Origin of the sequence: Bdellovibrio bacteriovorus (genome assembly GCF_001592755.1) — a bacterium.
GTDB classification, from domain to species: Bacteria; Bdellovibrionota; Bdellovibrionia; order Bdellovibrionales; family Bdellovibrionaceae; genus Bdellovibrio; species Bdellovibrio bacteriovorus_E.
Map to the genome: position 1 here is coordinate 1 of NZ_LUKF01000014.1, position 15,815 is coordinate 15,815.

Below are 15,815 nucleotides of genomic sequence, written 5' to 3' on the forward strand. Positions count from 1 at the left end.
GCTTTGAGGGGGGCTTATGTTCAAGCGTATTTTATCTGTAGTTTTATTTTTCTTTTTACCGGTCTCTGCCTTCGCAATTTCCGAAAAAATAGAGTGCACGGCGCAGGTCTTTGAATCTTTTCCGGACGGAACCGCTCGCAGAGAGAGCGCACCACTGACAGTCGAAACAGAATCCGTAAGGCATATTGCTTTATCTGCTTCGCTAGATGGAAGGGCGTTTGTTTTAAGTGGCGATAAAGAAAGCGGACCTTACTTTGTTAGCATTACGGAAGAGCCGGATTATACAAAAGGTTCATTGACGACTGCGGAATTTTCTAAAGAAGGCCGCTTGCAGCTTTCAGTGGTTCAGGGGCGACTTACTCACAAGTTAGAGTGTTTTAAAAGATAAAAAAAGGGACCGCGAGGTCCCTTTTATATTAAGCCGCTTTATTTCCTTCGATCAGTTTTCGCAGATCTAAAATCAGAGCATCGACGGCGTTGGTCTTATCTGTCAGCTCGTCGGCAATGAAGGACATTTCCTCCGAAGCTTTGCTATTACTTTGAGATGTGGAATCAAGATTTACCAAAGCTCCACTGACTTGTTGAATTCCGGTTTTTTGTTCTGCTGCCGAAGACGCAATATCTTGATTGTATCCCGAGACCTGCTCGATGTTTGTTAAAATGGTTTTTAGAACTTCCTGACTTAATTCTGCCTTTGAAGCTCCCTCTTGAATGTATTCAGCGCTTTGGGAAATCAGGTCCGAGATTTCCTTAGCCGAAGTGGAGCTTCGTTGCGCCAAAGATCGAACGGCCTCAGCAACCACGGCGAAGCCACGGCCAGCTTCCCCCGCTCGAGCGGNNGCCAGAAGATTTGTTTGGAAAGAAATGTCTTCGATGATGTTGATGATGTCTTGCATTTTTTTCGAGCTGTCGCTGATCTTAGCCATCGACTGCATTAACTGCTGAATGGCGTGCGACCCATCTTCGGCAGAACGTTTGGATTCTTCTGACGCTAGTTTTGCCTGCATCGCACGCTCGGCGCTTGTTTTTACGATGGATTCAATTTCGGTCATGGAAGCTGTGCTTTCTTCTACCATTGCTGCGGCTTTACTAGATCCGCCATGAACCGTTTTGCTGGTTTCGGTCAAAGCAGATGAAGCTTTGTGAACTTCTAAAGAATTTTCCGCTAAAGCCTCGCAGATTTTTTTAACTGTCTTACTAATAGAGATCGCCGCGACGAAGGAAACGACGCCCGCTAAGACGATGGAAACAATGGCAAATAAGCTCACCCATGTTTTAGATTCGGCTTCTGCTTTGTGGGCCAAAGCGGAAGCTCTTTCCGCATACTCAACCTGATATTGGGTTTCACGCAATAGCGGAGCATAAACTTTATCGGCCTTTTCCGGGCAAACCTCGCGAATCAGATTCGTGATTTTTACTTCGTTAGTTTGAAAGTCCTGGGCCAACGTAAGAACTTCGGCGCCAAAATTTTTAAATTCCTTCCAGCCGGTTAAAAACTCCTGAAAACTCGCTCGCTGAGAGGCCGCAGGATCTATCTTCATATAGCGTTCGATGTGTTCTTCAAATAGGGCTATTTGTTTTTTAGATTGCTCTGCGTATTTTGAAACGTCTTGCTGATTGTTGCCGGACAACCCGATACTCCGCACGTGAATGCGCAGTTCGCGAATGGTGGCACGCAGATCCGCGAGTTCTTTGAGAGAAGGAAGATTTTCATCAGCAACAATACTGTATTCGTCAGCAACTTCGTTTAGGAAATAAAAACCAATCGCTCCGCTTGTCGCAGCTAGTAGCGATACAAACAAACCCATGACTGTAAGCTTCGCTTTAAGACTCCAAGATTTCATAAACGTCTACTCCAGTTGGTAAAGGTTCCTAAAGAATTCATCGGCTGGAGTTGTGAAAGATGTAGAAGAAAAGATCACAAAAAATAAACTTCATGTTTTTTTGGACCTAAACATTTCGACGAAAATTAGACATCACAAAAGTAAGTTTAGCAGAATGAAAATTAAATGGAAATGTGATGTGGAAAAGTAAACGAGAGGGGGAAAGAATTGCCCCCGAAGTATCTAATGCAAGACTTCCTTTGGAGAAAGAAGCTTAATAATAAGTTCTGTCAGTTCTTTGCGGCGAACAGGTTTTGTCATCACCTCATCGCATCCGGCATCTAAGCATTTCTTGGCTTCTTCCTTCATTGCATGAGCAGTGAGGGCGATGATAGGACCGCCGTAACCGTTATCACGGGCTCGTCCTGTGGCTTCATAACCGTCCATCAAGGGCATTTGAATATCCATCAAGACTATATCCGGCTTTCTATCGGATATCATGCTCAGAGCTTCTGCGCCGGAGCTGGCCTCAATGATTTCTGATCCGGAGTGTTTCAAATAGCGATCAATCAAAAGGCGGTTATCACTCACATCATCAACGACAAGAATCTTTTTACCTTCCAGAACTTCAACTTTAGCTTGGCTGCCTTCTTGAGGAAGAGTCGCTAAGTGAGGAGCGTTGGCCAGGGCTTGCGAATTCTCTAAAATCATTGAAATTTCAAATGTGGAACCTTCGCCAGGCACAGATTCTTTTAGAATCAAATCCCCATGAAGTGTTTGAGCTAAGTGCCTAGAAATCACTAAGCCTAATCCCGTGCCACCAAAGCGACGTCGAGTCGAAATATCCGCCTGACTGAAAGGTTGGAAAAGATTTTTCTGTTCGTCTTTGGAAATTCCGATACCAGAGTCTTTCACTTTGAAAAACAATCGCGTGGAATTTCTGCCAGCTGGCTCGGCGGTCACTTCGACGTCGACGCTTCCTTTTTCCGTAAACTTCACGGCATTACCGATGATGTTTAAAAGAACCTGCTTAATACGAATCGGATCAGAATAAAATTTAGATTGCGGCAAGAATCGGCGAATGCGCAGAGCGATGCCCTTTTGTTCACAGCGCAAGTTCAATGTCGCGCTGATATCATCAATCACTTCATCCAAAGAAAATTTTGCTTTTACCAATTGAAGCTGTTGCGCTTCGATTTTTGAAAGATCCAAAATATCATCGATAAGACGCAGAAGAAGTTCTCCGTTACGACGGATGGCCGCTAAACAGTCCAATCTTTCATCTTCGCTCAGAACTTCCTGGGAAAGAACGTCAGAAAATCCTAAAACCGAAGCCAGGGGCGTGCGAATTTCGTGAGACATGTTCGCTAAGAACTGGCTTTTTGCCATATTGGCGTCTTCTGCTCTTCTGCGAAGGTTTTCAACTTCCTTCATCTGTTCACGCAAAAGACGAGCTTGATAATCTAGCTGAACGAAGGCCTGCACTTTGCTGCGAACGATGTAGGGATCCAAAGGTTTAAACATTAAATCGATGGCACCGGTTTCATAGCCCTCGAAGATGATGGACTGATCGCGCTGTTCTGCCGTCACAAAGATAACTGGCAGATTGCGGGTGCGATGCACACCACGAATAAGTCTTGCGAGTTCAAAACCGCTGACCCCAGGCATTTGAATATCTAAAAGCGCCAATGCGAAATCGTGCTCCAGAATATGATTTAAGGCCTCTTCCGCATTGACGGCAGAGTATATATCGATGTCATCATTCGCAATCAGCTCTGACATCGCAACAATGTTTTCTCGGTGGTCATCCACGACGAGAATTTTTGTTTTATCCATGTTTCTCCCAAACATGCCATCTCCACGAACGTACCGAATCATGTAAACAAGTTGTTATAGCTGTTGTCCACATCTATTACAGAATCATTAATTACACTTTTCTCATTTTCTTTGCTACTTGCATTGGATTCTTTTGATAAATTCTTTGTCCCGCATCAATCTCATCAAACGATTCGTTGTGCTGCGAAAAGCGCAAAGTTTCTTTGGAACCCAAGCCTAAAAATCCGCGATCACTTAAAGAGTTATAGAAAAGATCAAAAACCCGTCCTTGCAACTCTCGATTGAAATAGATCATCACGTTGCGACAGAAAATTACGTTGTGCTCTAAGAAAGACTCATCAGTCGCCAAATTATGATCAGAGAAGACAACGTGATCACGCAAGGAAGACCGAAAGCGCGCTAAGTTATAGTCTGCCGTATAGTACTCCGAAGGACTTTCTTTTCCGCCAGCGGCGGTATAGTTTTTCGCGAAGGCGCGCATGCTTTCAACGCTATAAATACCTTCTGAGGCGGTCTTTAAAGAATTGTGATTTATATCAGTCGCGTAGATCAGCGACCTTTCATACAAACCCTCTTCTTGAAGCAAAATAGCTAAACTATAAACTTCTTCTCCGGTACTACAGCCCGCGATCCAGAAGTTGAGCGCGGGGTAAGTCTTCAGCATGGGCACAACTTTTTCACGAAACGACAGAAAAAACGAAGGATCGCGAAAAAGCTCCGTCGTCGAAACCGTCAATTGAGGAACCAGTTCCGCAAAAAAGCGTGGATCGCGCAGAATACGAGCCATAAGCTCTAACTCATCTGGCAGACCGTACTTCGTCAACAGACCTTCAATTCTGCGGGTGAACGAGCTTTCATTATAGCCAGTAAAGTCGTAGCCGTACTTCTCGTAAATTCCCTGCAGTAAAAGTTTTCTTGCCAGAGCATCGTTCATTAAACAACAGTCTCCAAGGAAGAAATCCACACTTTCAATACCGAAACCAAACTGCCTAAATTGATCGGCTTCGGTAGATAATCATTGGCACCGACTTGAATGCACTTCTCGTGATCGCCCTTCATGGCTTTGGCTGTCAATGCGATGATTGGTGTTGTTGCGTACTGACTTTTTTCACGGATTTTCTGGATGGTTTCATATCCGTCCATACGTGGCATCATGATATCCATAAGAATCACGTCGATTTTGGGAACTTCATCCAGCTTTTCAAGAGCTTCGATACCATCGCGGGCAACCACGACCTTAAAGCCTTTGCTTTCTAAAACATGGGTTAGTGAAAATAAGTTTCGCAGATCATCATCGACCAGAAGAACTGTTCTGCCTTCAAAGCTTTGCTCGCGGCTGCGCAACTGCTTTAATATATCCCGTTGCGATTCTGGTAAATCTCCTTCAACTCGGTGAAGGAACAAGTTCACTTCATCTAACAAGCGTTCCGGAGAACGCACGCCCTTAAGAATAATGCTTTCGGCGTACTGACGAAGTGCTGCTTCTTCGTCGCGAGAAAGATCCTGACCTGTATAGATAATAACCGGAGGCAGGTGAGAGCTAACGGCGTTCAACTTATCCAGGAATTCCGCACCGCTCATGTCTGGCAATGCAAGATCCAAAACCACGCAATCAAAATTTTCTTTTCTTAAATGTTCTAAAGCTTCTTCGCCGTGGCTAGCACCCACTATTTTAAGGTCTAAACCTTGAACCAGACTGATAATCGCTTCTCGTTGGGCCTGATCGTCTTCGATAACTAAAAGGCTGCGGGCTTTTTTCGAAATCAAAGCTTCAATTTGGCTAAGGGCTGTGCCGACATCTTTTGTCGAAGTCGGTTTTGCTAGGTAACCCATGGCCCCCATGCGCATCGTGTTGTGTTGGTAGTCCAGAGCCGAGATCATGTGAACCGGAACGTGACGCAGGCGAGGCATCTGCTTAATAGTTTCCAGCAAGCCTACGCCGCTGATCCCGGGCAGTTTAATATCTAGCATGATCGCCGTCGGAACATACTCTTTTAAAACGGCTAAAGCCAGTTCTCCCGAAGATGCTTCTAGTGATTGGTAACCGTAGCCTTTGGCCGTCTCGGCAATCAAGCGGCTTGTGGCTTCGTCATCCTCGACGATTAATAAAGTTTTTCTTTGGGGTTCCAAAGATGAAATCATGGTTGAAACTTTTTCGTCGACGATCACAGAGGAACGTTCCGGTCGCGTTGGAGCGGTGTATTTAACCACCTGTTGAGAAGCCGTTTCGCTATGAGGTGATGAGCTCGCTCCAGGAAGTGTTTGCGGAATTTCCAAAGTAAACGCGCTACCGTAGCCAACTTCGCTGTCCACGTAAACATGTCCACCTAAAAGCGATGTCAACTCGCGAGAGATTGTCAGTCCTAATCCAGTACCGCCATAACGTCGACTGATGGAACTGTCTGCTTGCTCGAAGGCTTCAAAGATGGTGACGCGTTTTTCGTCAGAGATGCCGATACCTGTATCGATGATTTTGATAGTCACGAAATCTTTATGTGTCGACGAATGTTCCGCTTTAATGGTGATGCTTCCTTTTTCAGTGAACTTCACCGCATTGGAAAGGAAGTTGCGCAGGATTTGTTCAACACGCTGTAAATCTGTGTTCATGGGAAGTGCTTTGATCTCTTCCGAAGCGTCAATCACCAGACGCAGATTCTTTTTATTTGTTTGCGGCAAGAATGTGGATTGAAGCTGGGAAATCAAGTGGCCCATCGTGAATCGTTCGGCTCGCAAAGTCAGCTTGCGTGCTTCAATTTTAGAGATGTCCAGGATATCACTGATAAGACCCAACAAATCATTTCCGGCATCATAGATCGTAGAAGCAAAACCGATTTGCTGCTCGTTCAGGTTGCCCTCTTTGTTTTCTTTAAGCAGTGTCGCTAGAATCAGTAAGCTGTTCAGTGGGGTGCGCAGTTCATGCGACATCTTGGCTAAAAATTCTGACTTGTACTGATTGGTCTTTTCTAAATCCAGGGCTTTGGCTTCTACTTCCTTACGCGAAAACTCCAATTCACGGTTTTTATTATTTAAGTTTTCTTGTTGAATTTCCAAAGCACGTGCTTGTTCCTCAAGTTCTTCATTGCTTGCACGAAGCTCTTCTTGTTGTGCTTGCAGTTCGAGGGCTTGTTCTTGAGTTGTATTCAATAAACGCTGCAAATCTTCTTTCGCATGCGCGGTGTTGATTCCCACGGCGACGACTTCGCGCAGACTGTTTAAAAGCGCGCGCTCGTCGTCAGTAAGATCGCGGAAGAGTGCGAACTCTAAAATGCCCACCGGTCTGCCATACTGATAAATCGGAAAGAACAGTATCGACTTTGGATCTGTGATGCCCAGACTAGATTCGATTTGCAGATAGCCGCTGGGAACATTGCGGATTTTAAACATCTCATCTTTTTGAACGGCTTCTCCTAAAAGAGTTTCACCGATTTTAATACGTTCAATCCGTCTATGTGCGAAGGCTTTGCTTTCAGCGTACGTCGCCTTCAATAGCAGACTGTCCCCATCCGTAATGTAAAGACGAGCCGCCGGAATTTGCAGCAGACGACAAAGATAGTGCAGGACTTTGTCGCCAAGTTCGACCATCGTAAGATCTTCCGCTAAGATGGCGGACACTTCTGCCAGTCGCGACTTCATCCAGGTTTCACGTGCTTGACGTGCATTTTCAGCACCCTGTTGGCGCCAACTACGACGAATAAGATAAAAAGCCGTACCAGTTAAGGCTAAGTTCACCGCAATCGAAAAGAACCAGGATATAAAACCAATGTCTTCAGAGTTCTGCGCTTTTTCTTGGCGATCTTTAAGCAGTCTTTGTTCTTCCGCTTTCATGTGACCGACTTGATCGCGCAACTTGTCCATGACAAGTTTACCCTCACCGGGTAAAGCCGCGTCTTCGCCGACGGAAGTGTTATTGCGAAGGGAATTTTTGAAAGCCGCTTCTCGATCCGCTAAAGTTTTTTCGATATCGTTCAAAGAGGCTTGCTGTCGAGGATTGTCGATCGTGAGACTGCGCAGATGTAGGTAGCGTTCGCGGGCTTCTTTCACGCCAGAAAAATACGGATCCAAATAATCTTTACGATTTGTCAGAAGATACCCGCGCACGCCCGTCTCAGCATCTTTCACGGCTGACATCATCAGATCGAGTTCGGAAATAACATTCGCTGTATGCTGCACCCAAATCTGCTGTTGGCGAATATTTCTAAAGACATTCAGAAGAAGAATCGAATTAAAAACGATCAGAACGGCAGCGATCAGAAAGAAGGTTTTTAATGTCGTAAAGCGAGAGCTTTTTTCGAAGGTTTCAGTCACATCACACCTTTAAAAAGTTACAAATTGAATGCGATATTGCAGAGATAGCGACCCTTCCTATCACACCAGAAATAAAAATCCACAAAGGGACGTACTTTTCTCAGAAATTTGATGTACGCATCATAAAAAAGAAAATACTTAGCACTGCAAGTTCAGAAAGAAAACAGCAACGTGTTTTGATTTTTGAACGCTTTTTAACAGCAGCCTGTTTTCAGAGAGGAAATTCAGGAAATTCTTACAAGGATGTAATAGACGCGCGCTCCGATGTTGGAGCGCGCGAAGAAATTTGAACTATGGTTTATAAGGATTCTTTTTAGCTTCGGCCCAATCTTTTTCGTTAAAATCTTTGAGCCAATCTTCATAACCTTCCGCCTCCATTTTTTCTAATGGAACGAAACGCAAAGAGCCGGAGTTAATACAATAGCGCAAACCATCTTCTCCGGGACCGTCATCAAAAACATGGCCCAAGTGTGAATCTGCGCGAGAAGATCGAACCTCAGTTCGAACCATGCCGTGAGACATGTCTTTCTTTTCTTTCACGGTGCCTTTACTGATAGGTTTACTAAAGCTCGGCCATCCCGTACCAGAATCAAATTTGTCCTTTGACGAAAATAACGGCTCTTTAGAAATCACGTCGACGTAAATTCCGGGATGATGATTATTCCAATAGGTATTTCTAAAAGGAGCTTCGGTTGCATTACGTTTTGTGATTTCGTATTGCTCGGGACTTAAGAGTTTTCTTAATTCCGCATCATCTTTCGGAAAGGCGCAAGTTTCAGGGTTGTACTTTTCAGTCTTCACGGATTCCTCCTTCGGGGGAGTCGCTTTTTTGCTAGGAGCTGCCGTAGCACCAAAGGCCAGTGTCACAAGCAGCGAAATAAGTGCAGGTGTTCTCATAAGAAAAACCTCCGACGTATATTCTACGGCGAATGAGGGGCTTTCTCAATAGTCCTGCGAGGAATAGTGTGAAGAGGGCTGGAGGAAAAGTGGTATCCACGGCGTCTCTTGCGAGTCGCCGTGGAACTTCCGAATTTTAGTGCTTTTTCTTGTCGGGACCGTACTTTTTCAAAAGAGAAGTCAAAACGCCTTTGACCTCTTCTTCATGCAGACCGCATTTTTGTTGAACTAAGCCGTAGATAGATTTGATACTTCCGTGAGTCATATCTAATTCTTCACTAGAAATGTCTTCCCATGTCTTTTGTAGCTCGGCTTTAAGTAAAGGCCATTTCTCTTTTGAAATCTGTGTATTCATCATACCGCTCTCCTGCGTTATGTGAATAAGAAGAAGCACAGGCGGTGCCAGCGGTTAAAAACGTCCTGATCAGTTTAAATGATTCGGATGGGGTATAATTCCACACAGCCGGGAATTGCTCCCGGCTTTTGCTTATTTACAGGAAAAACCGGGACCCGCACCAGAGTCGCGGAAGTTAAAATAGTCTCGTGTCTCAAGATCGTTCACAAAAAGCTGCCCTGTATAGTGAGAGAACTCAGATCCTTTAAACTGCGGATACAATCTGAGGTAAACGCCTTCGGCATCACCACGCATACTGATGTCGCTATAATACACTTCGGGTGTCATGCGAATATTCGAGTTCGTATAATTCTGTGCGAAACCTTTTTCTTTCACGATCAACGTGGCCCCGAAATTATAACTGCCGATAAAAGGAGTTTTTGGGTCGATGGCTTTATTGAAAAGCACCTCAATTTGCACGTCATCATTCTGAGACGGAATACAAATCAAACGGGTGACGGAAGCAAGTGCGGATGAAGAGGACAGGGCAATTAAAATGGAAATCAGTGTTTTCATAGTGAAGGGAATTAACGATCCCGGATCACAAACGCAAATAAAAAAACTCCGTGGAAAGCTCAATGAGAAAATGCGGAGGATGGCTCCGCATTTTCTTAGTCGAAAACAAAATTAGAATGTGATTTTCACGGAATCTGCTGATTTTTTCGCTGGTCCATGAAATACCGCCTCGATGTTGTTGCCATCAGGATCGATCACAAAAGCAGCGTAATAGCCGGGATGATAGGGACGTTCCCCTGGGGCGCCATTGTCTTTGCCGCCGGCTTCTAAAGCGGCTTTATAAAACTTCTGAACCATGTCGCGATCCTGAGCTTGAAACGCTAAATGCACACGGCCCGTAAGTTTTCCAAGGGCGGCTTTGCTATCTGACGACGACACAAACAATTCATCGACCCAGAAATAATCGGGGCCTTCACCGCCCAAGGGAATTCCCAGGGTGTTGAAGACAGCCATATAAAACTTTTTGCTGGCGGCAAGATCTTTAACTACTAATTGAATATGGTCGATCAAGCGACCGCGGTGAAGCTCGTTTGTTTCCATGAGGACTCCTTTTATTTTGCGACACTAATTCCGATATCACGTGGGTCGGCGACGCCGTGAAGAGTGTCTCTTTCATTTGCAACGGCCATGACATAACAAGGCACCGGCTCGATTTTTACGTCGTATCCCATCCCTTGAAGTTTTGCGATCACATCCGCTCCAGGTCCTGGGGGATCAATATACAAAACATCCGGTTGCCATTGGTGGTGATAGCGTAGCATAGCGACGGAATCATACAACGATGTTTTAAACTCGACATAGTTTAAGATTGTTTGCGCGACACAGCTAATGATGCGAGTGCCACCGGGGGCGCCCACTGCTAACACAGGTTTCTTGTTACTTAAAAGCAAAGTCGGCGACATGCTGCTTAAAGGTGTTTTTTGAGGAGCAATAGCATTGGGTTTTCCGCCAATAGCCCCAAATAAATTAGACCCGCCTTCTTGGGCTGAGAAGTCGTCCATTTCGTTATTCAAAACAATACCCGTGCCCGGAGCGACAATCGCAGCACCCATCCAGCCATTGATAGTTTGAGTGGTGGCAACAGCGTTGCCTTCTGCATCCATCAAAGACAAGTGCGTGGTTTCCGTAGATTCGTAACCTGGAGGTTTACCCGCCGCCACTTCCGCGGCTTTGCGAGCGCGATCTAGAGACACTTCGTTACGCCGGCTTTGCACATAATCTTTAGAAATCAAACCTTCAACGGGCACCTTCACAAAATCGGGATCACCCAAGTATTTCGCGCGGTCGGCAAAGGAAGACTGTAATGCCGAAGCGGCAAGATGGATGGACTTCGCGGTAAGGGGACCTTCTTTTTTTAGCTGATCTCTTTCAAGAAATTCTAAAAATTGGATAACGTGAACTCCGCCAGAGCTGGGCGGCGGCATAGAAACCACTTCATATTTTTGAAACTTTCCGACCAATGGTTTACGCCACTTCACTTGATAGCTGTCGAAATCTTTTTGGGTGATAATGCCTTTGTGTTTCTTAGACAGCTTGATGATGGATTGAGCAACATCCCCTTTATAGAATCCACTCTTTCCATTTTTCGCAATCAAACGAAGAGTTTTCGCTAAATCTTTTTGTACCAAAATCGTTCCTATCGCAGGCACCTTGCCGTCAGCGGTTAAGAAGACCTTTTTCGCTTCAGGATCTTTAGCAAGAACTTCCGCGCGATTTTCTAAAGCCCGATGGAATTCGGGGTAAATGGGAAAACCATTTTCCGCGAGTTCAATCGCGGGTTGTAAAACCGTTTCCAGAGGTAAAGAGCCAAAGCGTTGGTGAATCTCTAAAAGCCCCGCCACTAAGCCAGGAACCGCGACAGCTAACACGCCGTTTTGAGATTTATCGGCATCAGCCTTACCATCTTTCCCGATATACATATTCTTGGTGGCTTTTAATGGAGCGCGTTCACGAAAATCTATGGCATAGGTTTCTTCACTTTTAGCGTCGTGAAAGATCATAAAGCCGCCGCCGCCAATGCCGGTTGATTGCGGACGCTCCACCGACACCGTGAATGATGCCGCGACGGTGGCATCAATGATATTTCCGTTTTGCGCAAAGATTTTCTCTGCGGCCTGAGAGGCGAACCGTCCTTGCGTAGAAACGGCGTAACGTGAACCATAGGCTTGAGCCGTCTCGCGATCGACACGTTCTTTGTCTGTGCGTATGACTTTGTTTTGACAGCTTAAAAGTAAAGCGGTGAAGGAAAGAAAGAGCAGTCTTTGTTTCATGCGCAACGTCCTTGATGCTAGGCTTTTTGCGCAAAAACTTTTAGGAATCTAAGTACGTGTTCAGTCTTTGGCAAAAAGAGTTTAAAGTTTCTGAGTACTCTCCAAGATCTTTTACCACGATATCGGCAAAGCTCTTGGAAGGTTCGACAAACTCATTGTGCATCGGACGCACTTGAAGTTCAAATTGCTTTTTAACCCCGTCAGGCGTGCGACCGCGGTGGTGAACGTCGCGATGAAGGCGACGTTGGAAACGCAGTTCTTCAGGAGTATCAAAGAAGACAGCCTCGTTAAGTTCGGCACGCACTAAATCCGAGTGCAGAATCAGGATTCCATCCACTAAAACTATTTTTGTGGGGCTTTTGGTCAAAGTTTCTGGGCGTCGTGTGTGAGTTTTAAAATCATACAGAGGGACTTTAATGTCCTGACCCTCTTTAAGTTGGCGAAGACCTTGCGCCAATAAAGAAAAATCCAGGCTGCTAGGATGATCGAAGTTCACAGATCCGCCATCGCCATCAAAGCGGGCCGACTGATCGATGTAGTAGTTGTCTTGATACAGGATCATGCAATTGTCTTCACCCAATTGCTTTTGTAACTCTAAGGCGAAGTGAGTTTTGCCTGATCCGCTGCCACCTGTTACACCGATAATGTAAACGCTCATGCATGGTCCCTATTTGGTTTGAAACAATCTGTCTCCGGCATCGCCCAGGCCTGGGACTAAGTAGCCCATTTCGTTGACCTGTTCTTCGATGTTGAGCGTGTAGATCTCTACATCCGGGTGAAAGTGCAAGATTCTATCAAGCCCGTGATGGCTGGCTAAAATACTTAAAACCTTCACTTTGCCGACGCCGTAGTTTTTTAAACGATCTATAGCTGCCACAATAGTGTCCGCCGTGGCAATCAAAGGATCGCAGAGTATAATTTCTTTATTCTGAACATCCTGAGGAAGTTTAAAATAATACTCCACGGTGTTTTGAATAAATTTGTCTCTATAAATGCCTATAAAGCCCGTAGAGGCGCGCGGGATCATCGACAGCACGGCATCCAGCATCCCGTTCCCGGCACGCATTATAGACACGACGACGGGGGGCTGAATAATACGTTCGGCGACGGTTTTAGCAATGGGAGTCTCAATAGGAACTGATTCCAAATGCTTCCAGTCGCGCATGGCCTCATACACCAGAATTTTTGAAATCTCTTTTACGATTTCCCGAAATTCATGGGAGTACGTGTCCTTATCGCGCAAATAGCCGAGTTTATGTTTAAGTAAGGGATGTTCAATGACTTTGACTTGAGTATGCATATCAAAACTCCAATTAAAATACGGTTCCATCGCTCTCAATTTTTAAAGGAGGCGAGCTGTCTTTTCTGAGGGATCCAGCGGCTTTACGACCTGCCCACCACGTGCCCCCTTCAAGAACTTTTGCTAATGGAAAATCTTCGTCGGACTTGTTTAATTTTTTGCGAACTTCAGCGCCGATTCTGTCCAGCAACGAAATTGTCAGGCCTCGCCACTCAATTACCAAATCTGAATCCGGTCGGTGAGGACGCTGCTGCAACTCATTTTGCTTTAAAGAGATCAGTCCTAAATCCAAAAGCAGGCCGCCATTGCGGTACTCGGCTAAACCGGTCAGTTTTTCGATACCGGTAATTTCAAATCCCGCTTCCATCAACGGCTCCATTAAAGAATAGCTCATCCACTGTGAAAGCTTGTGAAAGGCGGCAAGGCCTCCCGGGATTTTATCGTAAGACCAGATGTCGCCCAGATTGGTGGTGCCGACTTTCACGCGTCCCGGCCAAATATCGCCGAAGCCATCTAAAACAGCGCGCAAAATTTGCGGACCGGTCACGGTATATCCATAGCGAGCCAGAAGATAATCCACCAATCCGCCGGGACGTTCGCCTTTGAATAAATCTTTTTTACGCGCCAGAACTTCACCTAGGTTTTTTAACAGAGCCAGGCGACCTTCAACGCCCACAAGAGGGTTGTCAGGGCGCACTTGAAAAGCCGAACGCAAAGTTTTTTCGTTAAGGCTTCGTAAAGCCAAGGAGTCCACTTGCAAAGGATTCGTACGATGGCTGGAAAGATGCCCTTGGATAAAAAGATAGAAGCTGGCGACGGCTAAGCCTTCTGAACGCGAGATTTTTTTACCAGTCAGTCTTTCTTCGTAAATCCACGAATCTCCGGCCCCGGCATCTAGCAACACCGAGGTGATAACGAGATCTAGCTTTGTGCGCGCAATTTCTAACGCATCTTTTTCTGAAAGCTTGGCCTCTAGAATCTTCACGCGATCCACCTGTCCTGCACGGAAGTGGCCCCAACGTGAATGAAATGGAATGTCCAAGGTCGGATATTTATCGCGAATCACATCCACGACATAGTTTACGACTGAACTCATTTTTTCCGGATGATAGTTGAAGTGGGTTTTCCCATCTTCAGTCAGTTGCAAAATCTTTTCGGCACTGTCTCTGATTGCAGAAGGTGATAAAAGAAAGTCCAAATCTTTTTCTGTGTAAGTATGACTATTCATCGATAGGTCTCCCGATAACTGTTTTTAATTCTTCTGCTGATTTGCTGACGTCGGCGGTGAAATAACCTTTGGCTTTTTTCGCTTCAATTTCGACCTGGGCATCTGGAGGAATTAAATGCGGAGGAATACAGACTCGGTTGACCACTTCGATGCCGCTTTTGACGATGGCATCGTATTTCATATTACTCATCGAGTGCAGATTGTGGATTTTTGTAATGCCAAAGAAATGCAAAATATCAGGCATTAATTCTTGAAAGCGAGCATCTTCAACACCCGCAACACATTCCGTGCGGTGAAAATAGGTCGCTGCCGAATCGCCGCCTTGCTGGCGTTTGCGAGCATTGTAGACCAGGAACTTCGTGACCTCTCCGAGGGCGCGACCTTCCTTGCGGTAATAGGCGATAATTCCCACGCCGCCGTTCTGCGCTGTGCGAGCCGCATCTTCAATACCGTAGATCAAATAAGGACGGCATGTGCAAATATCTGAACCGAACACGTCAGAACCATTGCACTCATCATGCACTCTGCATGTCAGCTCGACGTCGGGCTTTGCCAAGTCTTGAGGATTGCCAAATATATAAACTGTGGTGTTACCGATCGGTGGCAGCATGACTTTAAGATCAGGCCGTGTCACTAGCTCCGGAAACATGCCGCCCGTTTCTTGGAATAAAATTTTTCTTAAGGCGCCTTCTTCCACACCCAAACGCTGGGCGATTCCTGGAAGGTACCAAACAGGTTCGAAAGCGACTTTCGTGATTTTAATATCTTTGTTTTTTGTGATGATCTTGCCATCAATATGTAAGCGCCCGGCAGCGATGGCCTCGTTGATCTCAGGAATTTGCAAATGAGCTTGGGTCACAGCAACGGTCGGACGAATATCGTAACCTTCTTCGAAATACTCTTTGAAGTGATGAGGAACATCAAAACCCCATGGGTCAATAGAGACGATTTTTTTTGAATCATACCAAGAGGCATAAGGTCCGATCTTCACCGGGCTTTCGGTATTGTGAAGATCTGGCTTATGCAGCGTCGAGTATCTGCCTTGGGCTATAGAAAGAGCCCGGTAAACTGTGTAACTGCCACTGTGAGTGCCAATAGCGTTTCTTTTTTTCGGCTCGGTTAAAGAGGCAATCACAGGGCCGCGCTCTTGAGGGGACGATGCTCCCCACTTTATCGGCGGGCTTCCTCGAAAAACCTGACTGGAATGTGACGTCAAAATAACGTGCGACGATCTTTTCATATCTAT

General features: G+C 45.6%; 14 protein-coding genes. 1 reads left to right on the forward strand and 13 read right to left on the reverse strand.

Annotated elements, in window-relative coordinates; translation table 11 throughout:
- The first annotated feature begins 16 nt into the window (after positions 1-16).
- Complete coding sequence (locus AZI85_RS08070) at positions 17-388, forward strand: hypothetical protein (RefSeq protein WP_063243611.1); 372 nt, start codon at positions 17-19, stop codon at positions 386-388.
- A gap of 28 nt (positions 389-416) precedes the next feature.
- Here the strand turns inward: AZI85_RS08070 and AZI85_RS08075 are convergent, their stop codons facing one another.
- The 13 genes from AZI85_RS08075 to AZI85_RS08135 form a co-directional block, all read right to left on the reverse strand.
- Positions 417-1,844, reverse strand: a complete 1,428-nt coding sequence (locus AZI85_RS08075) for a methyl-accepting chemotaxis protein (protein WP_063243612.1) — start codon at positions 1,842-1,844, stop codon at positions 417-419.
- Between the two features lie 222 nt (positions 1,845-2,066).
- The gene (locus AZI85_RS08080) at positions 2,067-3,659 is read right to left on the reverse strand and encodes a response regulator (protein ID WP_063243613.1); all 1,593 of its coding nucleotides are present in this window, start codon (positions 3,657-3,659) and stop codon (positions 2,067-2,069) included.
- Positions 3,660-3,750: 91 nt separating this feature from the next.
- Positions 3,751-4,593, reverse strand: a complete 843-nt coding sequence (locus tag AZI85_RS08085; protein ID WP_063243614.1) for a CheR family methyltransferase — start codon at positions 4,591-4,593, stop codon at positions 3,751-3,753.
- Entirely contained in the window at positions 4,593-7,964 is a 3,372-nt protein-coding gene (locus AZI85_RS08090; protein ID WP_063243615.1) for a response regulator, read from the reverse strand. The genes AZI85_RS08085 and AZI85_RS08090 overlap by 1 nt, the downstream gene beginning before the upstream one ends.
- Positions 7,965-8,255: 291 nt before the next feature.
- On the reverse strand, positions 8,256-8,861 hold the full coding sequence (gene msrB, locus AZI85_RS08095) for a peptide-methionine (R)-S-oxide reductase MsrB (protein ID WP_081110961.1): 606 nt from the start codon (positions 8,859-8,861) through the stop codon (positions 8,256-8,258).
- Between the two features lie 136 nt (positions 8,862-8,997).
- On the reverse strand, positions 8,998-9,219 hold the full coding sequence (locus tag AZI85_RS08100) for a hypothetical protein (protein WP_063243616.1): 222 nt from the start codon (positions 9,217-9,219) through the stop codon (positions 8,998-9,000).
- A gap of 129 nt (positions 9,220-9,348) precedes the next feature.
- Positions 9,349-9,771 (reverse strand): hypothetical protein, encoded by a 423-nt coding sequence (locus AZI85_RS08105; RefSeq protein ID WP_063243617.1) that lies wholly within the window; start codon positions 9,769-9,771, stop codon positions 9,349-9,351.
- A gap of 111 nt (positions 9,772-9,882) precedes the next feature.
- Positions 9,883-10,311 (reverse strand): VOC family protein, encoded by a 429-nt coding sequence (locus AZI85_RS08110; protein WP_063243618.1) that lies wholly within the window; start codon positions 10,309-10,311, stop codon positions 9,883-9,885.
- Between the two features lie 11 nt (positions 10,312-10,322).
- Entirely contained in the window at positions 10,323-12,041 is a 1,719-nt protein-coding gene (gene ggt / locus AZI85_RS08115; RefSeq protein WP_063243619.1) for a gamma-glutamyltransferase, read from the reverse strand.
- Between the two features lie 40 nt (positions 12,042-12,081).
- Positions 12,082-12,699, reverse strand: coding sequence for a uridine kinase (gene udk, locus AZI85_RS08120; protein ID WP_063243620.1), 618 nt, complete (start codon positions 12,697-12,699; stop codon positions 12,082-12,084).
- 9 nt (positions 12,700-12,708) lie between these two features.
- Complete coding sequence (upp, locus tag AZI85_RS08125; RefSeq protein WP_063243853.1) at positions 12,709-13,341, reverse strand: uracil phosphoribosyltransferase; 633 nt, start codon at positions 13,339-13,341, stop codon at positions 12,709-12,711.
- A gap of 13 nt (positions 13,342-13,354) precedes the next feature.
- Positions 13,355-14,569 carry a DUF1688 family protein gene (locus AZI85_RS08130; protein WP_063243621.1) on the reverse strand — a complete coding sequence of 405 codons (1,215 nt, stop codon included), beginning with the start codon at positions 14,567-14,569 and terminating at the stop codon, positions 13,355-13,357.
- Positions 14,562-15,809, reverse strand: a complete 1,248-nt coding sequence (locus AZI85_RS08135; RefSeq protein WP_063243854.1) for a GTP cyclohydrolase II — start codon at positions 15,807-15,809, stop codon at positions 14,562-14,564. Before AZI85_RS08135 ends, AZI85_RS08130 begins: the two co-directional genes overlap by 8 nt.
- Positions 15,810-15,815: the final 6 nt, after the last annotated feature.

Coding starts and splice junctions, on each gene's coding strand:
- AZI85_RS08070 (WP_063243611.1), top strand. CDS start 17: ATGTTCAAGCGTATTTTATCTGTAGTTTTATTTTTCTTTTTACCGGTC.
- AZI85_RS08080 (WP_063243613.1), bottom strand. CDS start 3,659: ATGGATAAAACAAAAATTCTCGTCGTGGATGACCACCGAGAAAACATT.
- AZI85_RS08085 (WP_063243614.1), bottom strand. CDS start 4,593: ATGAACGATGCTCTGGCAAGAAAACTTTTACTGCAGGGAATTTACGAG.
- msrB (WP_081110961.1), bottom strand. CDS start 8,861: ATGAGAACACCTGCACTTATTTCGCTGCTTGTGACACTGGCCTTTGGT.
- AZI85_RS08100 (WP_063243616.1), bottom strand. CDS start 9,219: ATGATGAATACACAGATTTCAAAAGAGAAATGGCCTTTACTTAAAGCC.
- AZI85_RS08105 (WP_063243617.1), bottom strand. CDS start 9,771: ATGAAAACACTGATTTCCATTTTAATTGCCCTGTCCTCTTCATCCGCA.
- AZI85_RS08110 (WP_063243618.1), bottom strand. CDS start 10,311: ATGGAAACAAACGAGCTTCACCGCGGTCGCTTGATCGACCATATTCAA.
- ggt (WP_063243619.1), bottom strand. CDS start 12,041: ATGAAACAAAGACTGCTCTTTCTTTCCTTCACCGCTTTACTTTTAAGC.
- udk (WP_063243620.1), bottom strand. CDS start 12,699: ATGAGCGTTTACATTATCGGTGTAACAGGTGGCAGCGGATCAGGCAAA.
- upp (WP_063243853.1), bottom strand. CDS start 13,341: ATGCATACTCAAGTCAAAGTCATTGAACATCCCTTACTTAAACATAAA.
- AZI85_RS08130 (WP_063243621.1), bottom strand. CDS start 14,569: ATGAATAGTCATACTTACACAGAAAAAGATTTGGACTTTCTTTTATCA.
- AZI85_RS08135 (WP_063243854.1), bottom strand. CDS start 15,809: ATGAAAAGATCGTCGCACGTTATTTTGACGTCACATTCCAGTCAGGTT.